Source organism: Geodermatophilus sp. FMUSA9-8 (genome assembly GCF_037034165.1).
Classification (GTDB): Bacteria; Actinomycetota; Actinomycetes; order Mycobacteriales; family Geodermatophilaceae; genus Geodermatophilus; species Geodermatophilus nigrescens.
Map to the genome: position 1 here is coordinate 429,082 of NZ_JBAGKE010000001.1, position 14,657 is coordinate 443,738.

At 76.5% G+C, this 14,657-nt stretch carries 15 protein-coding genes; 7 read left to right on the top strand and 8 right to left on the bottom strand.

Annotated elements, in window-relative coordinates:
- Positions 1 to 12: 12 nt before the first annotated feature.
- Both WA616_RS02075 and WA616_RS02080 read left to right on the top strand, forming a co-directional pair.
- Positions 13 to 288, top strand: coding sequence for an STAS domain-containing protein (locus WA616_RS02075; RefSeq protein ID WP_336026874.1), 276 nt, complete (start codon positions 13 to 15; stop codon positions 286 to 288).
- A 64-nt stretch (positions 289 to 352) separates the two neighbouring features.
- Positions 353 to 556, top strand: a complete 204-nt coding sequence (locus WA616_RS02080) for a hypothetical protein (protein WP_336026876.1) — start codon at positions 353 to 355, stop codon at positions 554 to 556.
- Positions 557 to 575: 19 nt separating this feature from the next.
- Here WA616_RS02080 and WA616_RS02085 read toward each other — a convergent pair whose 3' ends face one another.
- Positions 576 to 992, bottom strand: coding sequence for a MarR family winged helix-turn-helix transcriptional regulator (locus WA616_RS02085; protein WP_336026878.1), 417 nt, complete (start codon positions 990 to 992; stop codon positions 576 to 578).
- A gap of 86 nt (positions 993 to 1,078) precedes the next feature.
- On the opposite strand from WA616_RS02085, the gene WA616_RS02090 reads away from it, so the two are divergent.
- A complete protein-coding gene (locus tag WA616_RS02090) occupies positions 1,079 to 1,921 on the top strand; it encodes an NmrA family NAD(P)-binding protein (RefSeq protein WP_336026879.1) in 843 nt (280 codons plus the stop codon).
- Between the two features lie 114 nt (positions 1,922 to 2,035).
- Here WA616_RS02090 and WA616_RS02095 read toward each other — a convergent pair whose 3' ends face one another.
- Both WA616_RS02095 and WA616_RS02100 read right to left on the bottom strand, forming a co-directional pair.
- A complete protein-coding gene (locus WA616_RS02095) occupies positions 2,036 to 2,209 on the bottom strand; it encodes a DUF1059 domain-containing protein (protein WP_336026881.1) in 174 nt (57 codons plus the stop codon).
- 80 nt (positions 2,210 to 2,289) lie between these two features.
- On the bottom strand, positions 2,290 to 3,438 hold the full coding sequence (locus WA616_RS02100; RefSeq protein WP_336026883.1) for an EAL domain-containing protein: 1,149 nt from the start codon (positions 3,436 to 3,438) through the stop codon (positions 2,290 to 2,292).
- Between the two features lie 132 nt (positions 3,439 to 3,570).
- Here WA616_RS02100 and WA616_RS02105 point away from each other — a divergent pair, with 132 nt between their 5' ends.
- A complete protein-coding gene (locus WA616_RS02105; protein WP_336026885.1) occupies positions 3,571 to 3,810 on the top strand; it encodes a hypothetical protein in 240 nt (79 codons plus the stop codon).
- Between the two features lie 6 nt (positions 3,811 to 3,816).
- On the opposite strand, the gene WA616_RS02110 is transcribed toward WA616_RS02105, so the two are convergent.
- Positions 3,817 to 6,150 (bottom strand): glycoside hydrolase family 65 protein, encoded by a 2,334-nt coding sequence (locus WA616_RS02110; protein ID WP_336026887.1) that lies wholly within the window; start codon positions 6,148 to 6,150, stop codon positions 3,817 to 3,819.
- 188 nt (positions 6,151 to 6,338) lie between these two features.
- On the opposite strand from WA616_RS02110, the gene WA616_RS02115 reads away from it, so the two are divergent.
- Positions 6,339 to 7,313 carry a zinc-binding dehydrogenase gene (locus WA616_RS02115; RefSeq protein WP_336026889.1) on the top strand — a complete coding sequence of 325 codons (975 nt, stop codon included), beginning with the start codon at positions 6,339 to 6,341 and terminating at the stop codon, positions 7,311 to 7,313.
- A 2-nt stretch (positions 7,314 to 7,315) separates the two neighbouring features.
- Here WA616_RS02115 and WA616_RS02120 read toward each other — a convergent pair whose 3' ends face one another.
- Positions 7,316 to 8,281, bottom strand: coding sequence for an SDR family NAD(P)-dependent oxidoreductase (locus WA616_RS02120; RefSeq protein WP_336026890.1), 966 nt, complete (start codon positions 8,279 to 8,281; stop codon positions 7,316 to 7,318).
- A 44-nt stretch (positions 8,282 to 8,325) separates the two neighbouring features.
- Here WA616_RS02120 and WA616_RS02125 point away from each other — a divergent pair, with 44 nt between their 5' ends.
- Positions 8,326 to 8,898 carry a TetR family transcriptional regulator gene (locus WA616_RS02125; RefSeq protein WP_336026892.1) on the top strand — a complete coding sequence of 191 codons (573 nt, stop codon included), beginning with the start codon at positions 8,326 to 8,328 and terminating at the stop codon, positions 8,896 to 8,898.
- Positions 8,899 to 8,930: 32 nt separating this feature from the next.
- Here the strand turns inward: WA616_RS02125 and WA616_RS02130 are convergent, their stop codons facing one another.
- Together WA616_RS02130 and WA616_RS02135 are read right to left on the bottom strand one after the other, a co-directional pair.
- Positions 8,931 to 10,220 (bottom strand): acyl-CoA dehydrogenase family protein, encoded by a 1,290-nt coding sequence (locus tag WA616_RS02130; RefSeq protein WP_336026894.1) that lies wholly within the window; start codon positions 10,218 to 10,220, stop codon positions 8,931 to 8,933.
- Between the two features lie 134 nt (positions 10,221 to 10,354).
- Positions 10,355 to 12,433, bottom strand: a complete 2,079-nt coding sequence (locus WA616_RS02135) for a DEAD/DEAH box helicase (protein ID WP_336026896.1) — start codon at positions 12,431 to 12,433, stop codon at positions 10,355 to 10,357.
- Positions 12,434 to 12,812: 379 nt separating this feature from the next.
- Here WA616_RS02135 and WA616_RS02140 point away from each other — a divergent pair, with 379 nt between their 5' ends.
- The gene (locus WA616_RS02140) at positions 12,813 to 13,694 is read left to right on the top strand and encodes a nucleoside hydrolase (RefSeq protein WP_336026897.1); all 882 of its coding nucleotides are present in this window, start codon (positions 12,813 to 12,815) and stop codon (positions 13,692 to 13,694) included.
- 150 nt (positions 13,695 to 13,844) lie between these two features.
- On the opposite strand, the gene WA616_RS02145 is transcribed toward WA616_RS02140, so the two are convergent.
- A complete protein-coding gene (locus WA616_RS02145; RefSeq protein ID WP_336026899.1) occupies positions 13,845 to 14,627 on the bottom strand; it encodes a helix-turn-helix transcriptional regulator in 783 nt (260 codons plus the stop codon).
- Between the last annotated feature and the right edge of the window lie 30 nt (positions 14,628 to 14,657).

Consider the following 14,657-nt stretch of genomic DNA (forward strand, 5'->3'; position numbering starts at 1 on the left):
CAGGCTGGGAGCATGAGCCGAGCCACCACGACCGAGGTCGTCAACGTCCGCCTGGGCGCCGTCCGCGTGACCGGCGACCTGACCGCGCAGGGCGCCGACCTGCTGCGCGGCACGGTGGAGACGCTGGTCCGCGACGGCCACCGGCGCGTGCTCGTGGACCTGCGGGACGTGCGCTCGACCGACGCCGAGGGCCTGCTCGTCCTGCGCGACGTGGAGGAGTCCCTCGCCGCCGACGGCGCCGCGCTCGTCGTCCGGCCACCGGCGGAGGACCGTCCCTCCGTCGGGTGACGGCGACCGGCCACGCGGCCGCGGCGCGGCGGTCCTGTCGGGAGGAAGCCCCACCATCGCGACCGTGAGCCGCCGCGCCCCCCGCTGCCCCGCCTGCCCGGACTCTCCGCGGGGCGTCCCGCTCGTGGTCGGTCTGCCCTCGCCGGAGGACCTCGCCGCGGCCGAGCGCGGGGAGGTGGTCCTCGGCGGCTGCGTGCTGGTGCCCGGCCCCGAGGCCGAGTGGGCCTGCCCCGTCTGCGGCCGCGAGCTGTTCCCCGCGCCGGCCTGAGCACGGGGCCACGCCGCCGTCAGGACGGCGGGGCGAGCAGCTTGCCCAGCAGGCCCGACAGCCGGAGCCGCTCCGCCTCGGTGAGCCGGCCGAGCCGATCGTCGGCGAAGTCGAAGGCCCGCCGGACGGCGCGGCGCACCCGGCGGCCGGCCGGGGTGATCGTCACTCGCTTGACCCGCCGGTCGTCGGCGTCGGCCCGGCGCGCCACCAGCCCGCCGGCCTCCAGCCGCGCGACCAGCTGGGTGACGTTCGAGGCGTCGCACAGCAGCAGCTCGGCGAGCTCGCCCATCGACCGGCCGCCGTCGGTCAGCGCGTCGAGCAGGCAGGCCTGGGCCGCGCTCAGGCCGGCCGTGCGGGCCGCCCGGTCCCAGGCGGCGTCGTGGGCGTGGACCAGGTCCCACAGCTGCCGGTCGAGCGGGACGGGGCTGTCGGGCACCCCCCGAGACTACTTGAGGCGATCAAGTGTCCGTGCTTCGATGGTGGCACGGGTACTTTATGCACTCAAGCGATTGGGGATACGACGTGACGCGTGTGCTGGTGACCGGGGTCCGCGGCAAGACCGGCGTGCCGCTGGCGGGGCTGCTCGCCGCCCGGGGCGTGGAGGTGCTCGGCGGCAGCAGCGACCCGTCGACGGTGACCCTCGACGGCGTGCGGCCCACCGCCTTCTCGTGGGACGACCCGTCGGGCTGGCCGGCCGCGACGGCCGGCGTCGACGCGGTGTACGTCGTCCGGCCCGACCGCGCCGACGCCCCCGGCCTGCTCACGGACCTGATGGCGACCCTGGCGGACGGCACGCACGTCGTGCTGCTGTCGGAGCAGGCGGCCGACCAGGTGGGTCCCGACGGGTGGTCGCCCACCGGGGAGCGGGCGGTGCGCGAGAGCGGACACAGCTGGACGGTGCTGCGGCCGAGCTGGTTCATGCAGGTCCTCACCGACCGGCGCTTCTACCGCGACGCGGTCGCCGGCGGCGACCTCCCCTTCCCCAGCGCCGGCGCGCGGGTCGCGTGGGTCGACGCCCGCGACATCGCCGCGGTGGCGGCCGCCGCCCTGCTGGACTCGGGCCACGACGGCGCGGTGCACGAGATCACCGGCCCGGAGGCGGTCTCGCTGCCGCGCACGGCGGAGCTGCTCACCCGCGCCACCGGGCATCCGGTCACCCACCGCGACGTCCCGGCCGAGGAGGCTCTCGCCGGCCTCGAGGGCTTCGAGCGGGACCTCACCGCACTGACCTTCGACCGCGTGCGGGCCGGGGTCTTCGCCGCCGTCACCGACACGGTCGAGCGGGTGACCGGCCGGCCGGCACGGTCGCTGGAGGAGTTCCTCGCCGACGCCGCACCGGAGCTGCGGCCGGCCGCTCAGCGCTGAGCGGCGACGAGCTCCCCGACCTGCCGGAGCTCACCGGCGCCGAGCGGGCGCTCCTCGCGGAGTGGCTCGCCCGCTCGATCGCCGCGCTGTGAGCGGGCCCGGGAGGACGGGCCGTCAGGCCGGGACGATGCGCGCGCGGACCTGCTCGACCAGCGCGGGCGGCACGTCCGTCAGCCCGTGCTCGGCGGCCGCGTGGCCGGCGACCTGGGCGAGGATGCCGGACTCGTCGGCGGCGGTGAACGAGCGGCCGCAGCCGGGGACGACGTCGCCGCAGGCGAAGCTCTTCATGGGTGGACCTCCGGATCGGGGAGAGCTCGGGGAGTGCACGACCCGCCGCGGTCGGTCCGCGTCGGGGGGGTCTCGGTGCGTCAGGCGCGCGGCTGCGTCTCGGCCAGACGGGACAGCAGGGACTCGACGCGCACCAGACCGGTGACGGCGCCGACGTCGTCGACGACGACGACCGGGTCGAACCGGCTGGCCTCGGGCCGGGTGACGACGCGCTGCGCCACCTCGGCGACCGCGGTGGAGGCCGGCACGCGCAGGCTGACCGGCGCCTCGCGGTGACCGGCGGGGTCGCCGTCGCGGCGATGGGCGAGCAGCAGGCCGGTGGGGTGGCCGAACCGGTCGACCCGCACGGCGCTGCCGGCCCCGACCGGTGTCGCGCCCTCGGCGACCCGCTCGGCCGGCTCGACCAGGCTGGCGACGTGCTCGACGAGGCGCCCGCGCAGCGCCGACCGGCGCAGTCGCTCCCCGACCTCCGGGTCGAGGACGGCCCACGGCTCGGCCGGGCGGCCGAGCAGGTACCCCTGGGCCAGCGGGACGCCGAGCCGGGCGAAGGCCTCCATCTCGGCCCACGTCTCGATGCCCTCGGCCAGCAGCCAGGCGTCGATGCGGCCGCCGAACTCCCCCAGCAGCTGGGCGAGCGCGAGCTTCACGTCGTCGGTGTCGGCGCCGGCCACCAGCGCGCGGTCGAGCTTGATCAGCTGCGGCCGGACGGCGGTCAGCTGCTGCAGGCCGGAGTAGCCCGAGCCCGCGTCGTCGAGGGCGACGAGCGCGCCCCGGTCGCGCAGCCGGTCCCGGAGGTCGAGCAGCGGCCGCAGGTCGGCCACGTCCTGGTGCTCGGTGAACTCGAGCACCAGCGGGGTCAGGTCCCCGGCGCCCAGCAGCAGGTCGGCGAGCGCCGGGTCGGTCAGCAGGTGCGGGCTGACGTTGACGGTCAGGAAGCAGTTCGGGGGCAGCTCGTGCCGCAGCTGCAGGCAGCGTTCCACCACCATGGCCCTCGCGCGGGCGCCGATGCCGGCGGCGTCGGCCGCGGCGAACCAGCGGTCGGGCGTCGCGGCGCTCGGCGACCCGTCGGCGGCGGTGAACCGCGCCAGCGCCTCGTAGCCGGCCACCACGCCGCGGGCGACGTCGACGATGGGCTGGAACACCAGGCGCAGGGTGTCGGGGCGGTCCCGCAGGCGGGCCAGCTCCTCGGTCCAGCCGAAGGAGGCCGGGAGCGGCGTCGTCGCGGTCACCCTCCCGCCATCGGCACCGCCCGCGTCCCGCCGCACCTCCGGGTCCGGCCGTCTCACCCGGAGGGGCCGGGCCGGACCGTGGCGCCCGCCACTGCCCGCATCCGCGACCGGGGGCGGAGACGAACCCCCGTCGTGAGCGTCTCCCCGGCCCGCCGACGTTGGCTCCTGCAGCCCCTGGTCGACGCCGGCCTCCCCGACGCCGAGATCGCCGCCCTCGTCGTCGGGCTGGCCTTCGACGGCGTCGTCAGCGGCCGGGCACCCGCGCCCGGCCGGCTCGGCGCCATGGTGGGGGACCACCCGGCCGCCGTCCGGGCCGCGTGGTTCGAGGTGCTCGACCGGCTGACGGCCGCCGGGGCGGACGCACCCGGCTGACGCGGCTCAGACCCGGGGCTCCCGGTGGGCAGGCTGCCGCGGCTCGGCGAGCAGCGGGTCGGGGGCGCGCAGCGGGGCGGTCGCCGGCGCCTGCGCCGTCACCTCCAGCGGGCGGCCGTCGACGACGACGGTCACCGGCCCCTCGCCGCGCACGAGCGTCACGGTGGTGCCCTCCCGCGTGGTCTCCACCCGCAGCTGCCGGCCGCGCCAGGTCACCGACCACGCGGTGCGCGACAGCGACGACGGCAGCAGCGGCGTTAGCTCGAGCTCCGCGCCGTCCTCCCGCAGGCCGCCGAGCCCGGCGGTGAGGGCGAGCCACGTGCCGGCGACCGAGGCCATGTGCAGGCCCTTGGCGGTGTCGCCCTGCACGTCCCGCAGGTCGACCAGCGCCGACTCGCGCAGGTAGCGCAGCGCCAGGTCGGGGTGCTGCGCCGCGGCGCAGCCGACGGCCTGCACGGCGGCGGACAGCGAGGAGTCCCGCACGGTGCGCGCCTCGTAGTAGTCGACGTCGCGGGCCACCTGCTCGGCGGTGAAGTCCTCGCGGCACCACCACAGCGCCTGGACGAGGTCGGCCTGCTTGACCACCTGCCGCCGGTAGAAGGTCGCGTAGTGCGCGTACTCCTGCACCGGGGTGTCCTCGGGCACGTCCTCGAACGGCCACTCCCGGTAGGCGGTGAAGTTCTGGTTGCTCGGGTGCACGCGCAGCCCCTCGTCCCACGGGACGTGCACCGCCGCGGCCGCCGCGCGCCACGCGGCGGTCTCGGCGTGGTCGACGCCGAGCTCGGCGGCCCGGGTCTCCAGGCGGGCGCACTCCTCGGCCGCGCGGAGCAGGTTGCGCTTGGCCATGAGGTTGGTGAAGACGTTGTCGTCGACGACGCCGGTGTACTCGTCCGGGCCGGTCAGGCCGAACAGGTGCCAGCCGCCGGCGGCGTCCTCGTGGCCGAGCGACATCCACAGCCGCGCCGTCTCCACCAGCACCGCCAGCCCACCGAGGCCGTCGTGGTCGCGGCCGGTGACGTTGCGGAACAGCCAGAAGGCGCGGGAGACGTCGGCGTTGACGTGCATCGCGGCGGTGCTCGCGGGCCAGTACGCCGACGTCTCGCGCCCGTCGATGGTGCGCCAGGGGAAGGACGCGCCCGCGAGCCCCAGCACCCGCGCCCGCTCGCGGGCGAGGTCGAGGGTGCTCGCGCGCCAGCGCAGCAGCCGCTCGGCCGACCCCGGCCGCAGCAGCGTGAGCGCCGGCAGCACGAAGCCCTCGACGTCCCAGAAGGTGTGCCCGCTGTAGCCGATGCCGGTCAGTCCCTTGGCGCCGATCGGCGCCCCGGAGATGCACGCGGCCGAGCAGGTGAGCTGGAAGACGGCGTAGCGCAGCGCCTGCTGCAGCTCCGGGTCGCCGTCGACCTCGACGTCGGCGCTGTCCCACAGGTCGTCGAGCGCGGCGCGCTGCGCGGCGAGCAGCCCGTCCCAGCCGAGGTCGAGCGCCGAGTCGATGGCCGCCTCGGCCTGCCCGACCAGGGAGTCGGCCGTGGCGTCCAGCGACCAGGTGTGGGCGATGGCCTTGACGACCGTCACGCACTCCCCCGCCCGGAGGTCGGCGGTCACCGTGGTGACCGCCTGCCGCCGGTCGGTCCCGCCGTCGACGCGGCCGCCCTCCACCACGTGGCCCACCGCGGCCGCGACGGTGATGCCCGAGCGCCGCGTCCGCGCGGCGAGCGCGCCGCCGCGGCCGGTGGTGTCGCGCATGAGCGGCCTGAAGGCGTCGCGCAGCACCTCCCCGACCCGCGGGTCGTCGTTGTCCACGCCGGTGGGCGTCACCTCGCCGTCGACCAGCTCGGAGCGCACGACGACGTGCGCGGGCCCGTCGACGGCGCGCACCTCGTAGCGCACCGCGCAGACGGCCCGCTCGGCGAGGGACACCAGCCGGCGGGAGGTGACCTCCACCGTCGTGCCCGACGCCGTCGCCCAGCGGACCCGGCGGTCGAGGGTGCCCGCGCGCAGGTCCAGCGTGCGCTCGTGCACCTCCGGCCGGGCCTCCCGGACGTCGAGGGGCACGCCGTCGACGAGCAGCCGCAGCGGCGTGCCGTCGGCGACCGGGATGAGCGCCTGGCCCTCCTCCGGGTGCCCGTAGCCGCCCTCGGGATAGGACAGCGGGTGGGTCTCGAAGACGCCGGACAGGTAGGTGCCGCGGCTGCCGTGCGGCTCGACCTCGTCGAGGGTGCCGCGGGTGCCGACGTAGCCGTTGGTGAGGGTGAACAGGGACTCGGTGACGTCGAGCGTCTCGGGGTCCACGCGCGGCTCGCGGACCTGCCACGGGTCGACGTCCAGCTCGGGGGCGCTCATCGGGGGCCTCGCGGGGCTCGGAGGGGTGGGCGGGAGGGGCGCCCCGCCCCCCGTCCTACCGGTCGGCGGGTGGCGGCGCGATCCGGGGCCCGGGGTGGCCGCCGGGGTGGCCGCCGCGGCCGGCCCCGGACATCCTGCAGACCGGTGGACGGCGGCCCGCTCCCGCCGGCCAGGACGGAGGAGGACCCATGTGGGCGCAGACGCTGCGCGGCCCGTTCCGCTTCGAGCAGGTGGAGGTGGCCGCGCCCGACCCGGCCGCGCTGCCGCCCGGGCACGTGCTGCTCGCCCCGCGGGCCGGGGCGATCTGCGGCAGCGACCTGCCCAACTTCCGCGGCGGCGTGTGGCCGCACCCGGCGGCCGAGGACGGCTGGGGCGCCACCCGCGCGCCGGGCTTCCCGATGCACGAGGTCGCCGGTGAGGTGGTCGCCAGCCGGCACCCCGACCACTCCCCCGGCGACCTCGTCGTCGGCTGGGCGTCGATGTTCGACGCGATCGCCGAGCTGGTGGTCACCGACGGCGAGGGGCTGGCTCCGCACGACCCCTCGCTCGCGCCGTCGACCGCCGTGCTGCTGCAGCCCCTGGCCTGCGTGCTCTACGCCGTCGAGCAGCTCGGCGACGTCACCGGCCAGTCGGTCGCCGTCATCGGCCAGGGCCCGATCGGGCTGCTGTTCAGCTCGGTGCTGAAGGCCCGCGGCGCCGCGCGGGTGACCGGCGTCGACCCGGTCGACCGCGGCGACGTCGCGGGCGTCTTCGGCGTGGACGAGACCGTCACCGCGCGGGCGGAGCGGTGGTCGGCCGGGCTGGCGGACGCCGACCGCCCGTCGGTCGTCGTGGAGGCGGTGGGCCACCAGGTGTCCACGCTGCAGCCGGCGCTGGACGCCGCCGCGCCCGGCGGGCAGGTCTTCTACTTCGGCGTCCCGGACGACCCGGTCTACCCGTTCGACATGATGACCTTCCTCCGGAAGAACCTGACGCTGCGCTCGGGGGTGACCCTCGAGCGGCGCCGGGTGCTCGCCGACGCCGGTGAGTTCCTCGCCGCGCACCCCGAGCTGCGCGAGGGGTACGTCACGCACGTGCACCCGGTCGCCGACGTCGAGGCCGCCTTCACCGCCGCGATCAGCCCCCGGCCGGGGCAGCTGAAGATCGCGGTGGACATGACCTGAGGTCAGGCGGCGGCCCGCGCGGCGTCGACCAGCTCCTGGCTGACGTCCCACAGGCGGCGGGCGGCGACCGGGTCGAGCGCGTGCGGCACGACGCCGTGCAGGCCCTGCAGGCGGTCGACCACCTCGGCCTCGCGGCAGTCCTCGAAGTAGCGCCCGCCGATGCCGGCGACCTCCGGGGCGGTGGCGAGGAACACCGACGTCGCGGCGCCCTGCTCCGGCGTCTTCATGGCGAACAGACCCGCGCCCTCGGCCCGGCGCGCCTGCTCCTCGGCGGCCGCGCGCTGCTCGGGGCTCCAGTGCCGCTGCAGCGGGGTCCAGATGCCGCCGGGCATGAGCGCGTTGGCGGTGACGCCGTCGGCCGCCCAGCGCCGCGTCGCCTCCACGGCGAACAGGACGTTGGCGGTCTTCGACTGCCCGTAGGCCAGGCCCGGGTCGTAGGGGCGGCGCTCGAAGAACAGGTCGTCGAAGACCACCGGCGAGGCGGCGTGCCCGCTGGAGGAGACGACGACGACCCGCGCGTCGCCGGCCGCCGCGAGGGCGCCGTGCAGGCCGGTGGCCAGCGCGAAGTGGCCGAGGTGGTTGGTGCCGAACTGCGTCTCGAAGCCCTGGCGGGTGCGGCCGAACGGGGTGTCCATGACGCCGGCGTTGGCGACCAGGACGTGCAGCGGCCCGGACCAGGCGGCGGTGAACGCGTCGACCGAGGCGAGGTCGGCGAGGTCGAGCCGGGCGACGGTCACGTCGTCGCGGCCGCTGGTGCGGGCGATGTCGGCGGCGGTGCGCTCGCCGGCGGCGACGTCGCGGACGGCGAGGACGACCTCGGCCCCCGCGGTGGCCAGGGCCCGCGCGGTCTCGACGCCGATCCCGGAGGAGGCGCCGGTGACCACGGCGCGGCGGCCGGTCAGGTCGATGCCCTCGACGACCTCGCGGGCGGTGCTGGTGCTGCCGAAGCGGCTCTCGATGCGTGCCATGCCCCGAGACTAACCAACTGGTTGGTTACTCGTAGGGTGGAGCCGTGGGACGGGACGGGGAGCGCAGCCGGGAGCGGGTGCTGGCGGCCGCGACGGCGGAGTTCGCCGAGTACGGCATCGCCGGCGCGCGGGTGGACCGGATCGCCGCGTCGGCCGGGGTGAACAAGGCGCAGATGTACGCCTGGTACGGCAGCAAGGACGGGCTCTTCGACGCCGTCTTCGACGCGCAGCTGCACCGCATCGTCGACACGGTGCCCCTCGACGCCGACGACCTGCCCGGCTACGCCGTCCGCCTCTACGACTCCTACCTCGCCTCCCCCGAGCTGATCCGGCTGACCAGCTGGAACCGGCTGGAGCGGGTGCCGGCCGGCGACCTGCTGGCCGGGCACGCGGCGCTGGCGCGGCCCAAGCACGAGGCGATCGCCCGGGCCCAGGCCGAGGGGCGGATCGTCGGCGGCATCCGCCCGGACGAGGTCTACTCGATCGTCATCGCGCTGGCGGGCACGTGGTCGCCGGTCAGCGGCACGTACACGGCGTCGGCCGCCGAGGACGAGGCCGAGCACGAGCGCCGGCGGGCGGCGCTGCGCCTGGTCGTCCGGCGGGCCCTGGTCCCCTAGGGGCCCCGGCCCGCCGGACGGCGACGGGCCGGCTACGGGCGCTGGAACACCTGGACGTCGTCGCGCTGGTCGGTGACCGTCCACGGCTTGGCGGTGCCGCTGCCCGACATCCGGAAGTCCGGGTCGTGCTTGAGGATCTCGCGGCGCGCGATCGTCATCTTGTGCACCTCGTCGGGGCCGTCGGCGATGCGCAGCGTCCGCTGGTGGGCGTACATCTCGGCCAGCGGCGTGTACTGGGTGACCCCGGCCGCGCCGTGCACCTGGATGGCCCGGTCGATCACCTTGAGCACGATGTTGGGCACGGCCACCTTGATGCCGGAGATCTCGGTGGCGGCGGCCTTGTTGCCCACCGTGTCCATGAGGTGCGCGGTGTGCAGGACGTAGCGGCGGGCCATGTCGATCTCGATGCGCGACTCGGCGATCCAGTCCTGCACCAGGCCCTTGTGCGCCACCGACGAGCCGAAGGTCTCCCGCTGCAGGGCCCGCGCCACCATCAGCGACAGCGCCCGCTCGGCCGCGCCGATCGAGCGCATGCAGTGGTGGATGCGGCCGGGGCCCAGCCGCGCCTGGGAGATGGCGAAGCCGCTGCCCTCCTGCCCGAGCAGGTTGTCCGCCGGCACGCGCACGTCCTCGAAGACGACCTCGGGGTGCCCGCCGCGGTCGTGGTAGCCGAACACCATGGGGCTGCGGCCGAAGGAGACGCCGGGGGTGTCCTTGGGGACGACGATCATCGACTGCTGGGTGTGCCGGGGCGCCGTCGGGTCGGTCTTGCCCATGACGACGAACACCCGGCAGCGCTCGCCCAGCGCGCCGGAGCTGAACCACTTGCGGCCGTTGAGCACGTAGTCGTCGCCGTCGCGCTCGATCCGCAGGCCGATGTTCGTGGCGTCGGAGGACGCGGAGTCCGGCTCGGTCATGCAGAACGCCGAGCGGATCTCGCCCTCCAGCAGCGGCAGCAGCCAGCGCTGCTTGACCTCCGGCGAGCCGTAGAGGTTGAGCACCTCCATGTTGCCGGTGTCGGGCGCGTTGCAGTTGAGCGCCTCGGAGGCGAAGGGCACCTTGCCCAGCTCCTCGGAGATCGGCGCGTAGTCGAGGTTGGTCAGCTTCGTGCCGGGGTGGTCGGGCTCGAGGTGCGGCAGGAAGAGGTTCCACAGCCCCCGCTCGCGCGCGGCCGCCTTCAGCTTGTCCATCACCGGCGGGTAGCCCGTCGGTCCGACCTCCTCGAGCTGCTCGGCGTAGAGCTGCTCGTTCGGGTACACGTGGTCGTCCATGAACCGGCGGACCTCCGCGAGGGCCGCCGTCCCCTGCTCGCTGAACTGCACGATCGCTCTCCCCGGCTCCTGGGCCCCCTCCGGGCCGCCCCGGCCGACCATAGTGACGCCGGCCACGCGGCCGGCGGCCGCCCGGGGGACGGCCGCCGGAGCGGGGTGGGACGGGCGCGGGGGCCGGGGGGCCGTCAGGCGGCGGCGCGGGCGGCGAGCGCGTCGGTGAGCAGCGCGACGAGCGCCTCGAGCTGCACGTCCGGCGAGGAGGAGACCTCCTGGTCGGACCCGTCGAGCGCCCGGGCGGCGAGGCCCGCCTTGCTGTCGATGAGCTCGGCGATGCGGGCGTCGAGGGTCTGCGCGGCGATGATCCGCCAGGCGGTCACCGGCTCGGTCTGCCCGATCCGGTGGCTGCGGTCGATCGCCTGCGTCTGCTCGGCGTCGGTCCACGACAGCTCGGCCAGCACCACGTTGGACGCCACCTGCAGGTTCAGGCCCACGCCGGCCGCGGTCAGCGAGCAGACCACCACCGCGACGTCGGGGTCCTGCACGAACGCGTCGACCGCCTGCTGGCGCGCCCGCGGCGTCTGGTCGCCGCGGATCGACGTGAACCGCACGCCCTGCCGCTCGAAGGTCTCCTCGGCGGCGTCCATCACGTCGACGTGCTTGGCGAAGAACACGACCTTGCCGGCGCTGCGGGCCAGCTGGGCGGCGTAGTCGGCGGCGAGCCCCGCCTTCGCCCGGCCGATCCGCCGCATCATGCTGAAGACGTTCTCGCCGGACTCCCCCGCGGTCGCGTCCTTGAGCTCGGCGCGCGCCACCCGGCGCACCAGCGCCGGGTCGATGCCGCCGGCCGGCTCCTCGACGTCGGAGCGGGCGGCCAGCGCCGTCTCGTAGCGGGCGACCATCCGGCGGGCGAGGTCGGCCTCGGCAGCCCGGATCGAGCGGCCGGCGGCGCCGTCGAGCTCGACGGGCAGGTCGGCGATCCGGCGGGCGGGGATGTCGGCGGCGACGTCGACCTTGCGGCGCCGGACGATGCCGAGGTCGACCACGCAGCGCCGGGCGGCCGGGTAGAAGCCGCGGTCGGCGGGGGTCAGCCCGGTCGCCTCCAGCGCCTCGACGAGGTCGCCGAGCGGCTGGGTGTCGTCGATCCAGCCGAGGAACTGCCAGATGGCCCGGAAGTCGTCGATGTCGTTGATCAGCGGGGTGCCGGTCAGCGCCATGAGCAGGGCCCGAGCGGTGCGCTCCCGGATCCGCGACGACAGCCGCAGCACGTGCTGCGAGCGCTGCGAGGTCTTGTTCTTGATGAAGTGCGCCTCGTCGACGACCATCCCGCGGAACCCGAAGTCGCCGAGCCAGCCGACGTGCCGGTCGAGGACGTCGTAGTTCACGACGACGACGTCGGCGAACCCGTCGACGGTCTCGCCGTCGCCCTGCACCACGGTCGCGGGGCGGCGCGGCACCCAGAGGCCGGCCTCGCGCGCCCAGTTGGTCTTCACCACGTTGGGGACGACGACGAGCAGCGGGTAGGCGTCGGCCGCCTCGGCGGCCAGCAGCGCCTGCGCGGTCTTGCCCAGGCCCGGCTCGTCGGCGAGCAGGAAGGTGCGGTGGCCCTCGGCGGCCGCGGCGACCACCTGCGCCTGGTGCGGCATGAGCTCGCGCCCGGCCGGCACCCGCACCGGCGACGGCGGGGGCAGCGGCATGCAGGCGGCGTCGCCGCTGCCGGCGCGCTCGAAGGAGGTGAGCAGCGGGCCGATCAGCTCCCAGCCGGCCAGCCGCGAGGGCCGGGCCGGCCGCTGCTGCACGGCCGAGTAGTCGGGGGCGAGGAACGGGTTGGCCAGCTGCCGGGAGACCACCGACTGCGGGACCACCCGGCGCTCGGGCGCGGACGGGGCGGCGACGGGCTCCGGCTCGGGCTCGGCGGCCGGCTCGGGCGTCTCGACGCGGGCCTCGCGCAGGATCTCGCGCGCGGCGGAGCGCGCGGCGTCGGAGACGACGGCGTCCTCGGCGAGCAGGGTGAGCAGGGCCGGGGCCCGGACGGCGGTCTTGGCGAGGATGGTGCCGATGCCGTCGAGGCGCTTGAGCTGCTCGGCGCGGGCGGCGGGGGTGAGCCCCTCGTCGGCGCGCACCCGGGCGTGCTGCTCGCGCACCAGCAGAGCCACGGCCTGGAACTCCGTGCGCAGGGCAGGCGTCATCCGCCCGCGCCCGACGGCGGCCTCCAGGCCGCGGACGGCGCGCGCGAGCACGGCGATGACGTCGCCGCCCTCGCGCACGCGCCGTGCGTCGCGCGGGGCGGGGCGGCGAGCGCCCGTCTGGCGCCGGCCGGGTCGGGCCACTGACCACTCCTCCGTGATTCCGCGGCACGGGAGCCGCGGCGTCGAGCCGCACCGCCCGCGGACCGGGCTCGCCCGGACCGGACGGCCGGACAGCGCCGGGAGCGTCGGAGGCCGCCGGAGCCGGTCGCGGGAGCGACGACGGGGGCGGTCCCGCGGGGGCGGATCCGCCGTGGGGACGGCCGCCGCGGTCCCGGGACGGGTGCCCGCTCATGCTAACGCCTGGCCCGGCACGGCATTCCCCCCGCGCGCCCACCCCGGGTGCCGCTCATCGGCAACGGGCTGGCAGCGGCGGCGGCCGCAGCGCCACCCTCCGACCGTGGAGCACACCGAGCAGCTGCGTCTGGCCGAGCAGTGCCGGGTCGTCGTCGACAACGACTGGGCCGGCGATCCCGACGGGCTGGTCGCCCTCGCCCACCACCTGCTCTCCCCCACCAACCGGGTCGTCGCCGTCACGAGCTCGCTGCTCAACCCGGTGTTCGGCCCGCTGGGGTCGACGGCGGAGCGCGGCTCGGCGCTGGCCCGGGAGCTGGTCGACCTCGTCGGCGGGCCGTCCCGGCCGCCGGTGCACACCGGGGCGGAACACCCGTTCGACGCCGGGGCGCCGCTGTCGGCGGCCTCGGCCGCGTCGCGGGCGATCGTCGAGGAGGCGCGACGCGACGACGACCTGCCGCTGGTCCTCGTGTGCGCCGGGCCGCTGACCAACGTGGCCGCCGCGCTCGCCGAGGCGCCCGACATCGCGACCCGGCTGACGCTGGTCTGGGTCGGCGGGGCGCTGGCCGAGGCGGCCGCCGAGTACAACCGCGACACCGACCCGGCGGCCGCCGCGGCCGTGCTGGGCCGGTCGGAGCTCGCCGTCCGCTCGTTCCCGCTGGAGACCTACCGGCGCTGCGCGTACTCGGTGGCCGAGCTCGAGCAGGACCTCGGCGGCAGCGGCGCGGTGGGCCGGTGGCTGTGGACCCGCTTCCTGGAGCTGCCGCTGCCGGACTGGATCCGGCTCGGCGGGGTCTGGCCGCTCGGCGACAGCCCGCCGGTGCTGGTCACCGCACTGGACGACGCGTCGAGCACGTGGACGGAGAGCACGGCCGCGCCGGGCGGCGCGGCACGGCGGGTCTACACCGACGTCGACACGCGGCTGCTGTTCGGCGACCTGATGGCCCGCCTCCGCCTGCACGAGCGCCGGCGGGCCGCGGGCGCCTGACCGAGCGCTCCCGACCGCGCTCTTCCGACCGCGCCGTCAGGAGCGGTCGGTCGGGGCGGGGGCAGGACCGGACGCGGGCACCGCCCGGGTCGCCGCCCAGCTGGCCAGCAACGCCATCGCGTCCGCCGACGGCGTGCCGGGCTCGGCGGTCTAGATCGTCATGCGCAGGTCCGCGGCGTCCTCGGCCGGCAGGTCGAACGTGTGGTAGCCCAGCTCGAGCGTGCCGACGACGGGGTGGCGGAACTGCTTGGCCCCGTTGTGGTGGATGCGCACGTCGTGCGCGGCCCAGCGGACGCGGAACTCCTCGCTGACCGTGGACAGCTCCCCGACCAGCTCCCGCAGCTGCGCGTCGTGCGGGCGGCGCCCGGCCTCCCCCCGCAGCAGCGCCACGGTGGTGTTGGCCGCGCCGGCCCAGTCGGTGTAGAAGTCGCCCGCCCGTGGGTCGAGGAACTGGAAGCGGGCGAAGTTCGCCGGCCCGCGGGGGCTGTCGAACAGCGGGGCGTGCAGCGCCGCGCCGAGGGCGTTGGTCGCCAGGACGTCCAGCCGGCCGTTCGCGACGAGCGCGGCCGAGCCCGTCATCGCGTCGAGCATCCACTGCACCCGGGGGGCGATCCGCGGCCGGGAGCGGCGCTGCGGCGTGCGGGCCGGCCGCGCGGCGGCGCGCGCCAGGTTGAACAGGTGGGTGCGCTCGGCCTCGTCGAGCTGCAGCGCGCGGGCGACGGCCTCCAGCACGTCCTCCGAGACGCCGGCGATGTGGCCCTTCTCCAGCCGGGTGTACCAGTCGGTGCTCACCCCGGCGAGGACGGCGACCTCCTCGCGGCGCAGCCCGGGCACCCGCCGCCGCCCGCCGCCGGGCAGCAGGCCGGCCCGCTCGGGCGTGATCCGGGCGCGCCGGGTGGCGAGGAACTCGCGGATGTCGGAGCGGTTGTCCACGCCCGCCGACGGTAGGCCGCGCCGCCCGCG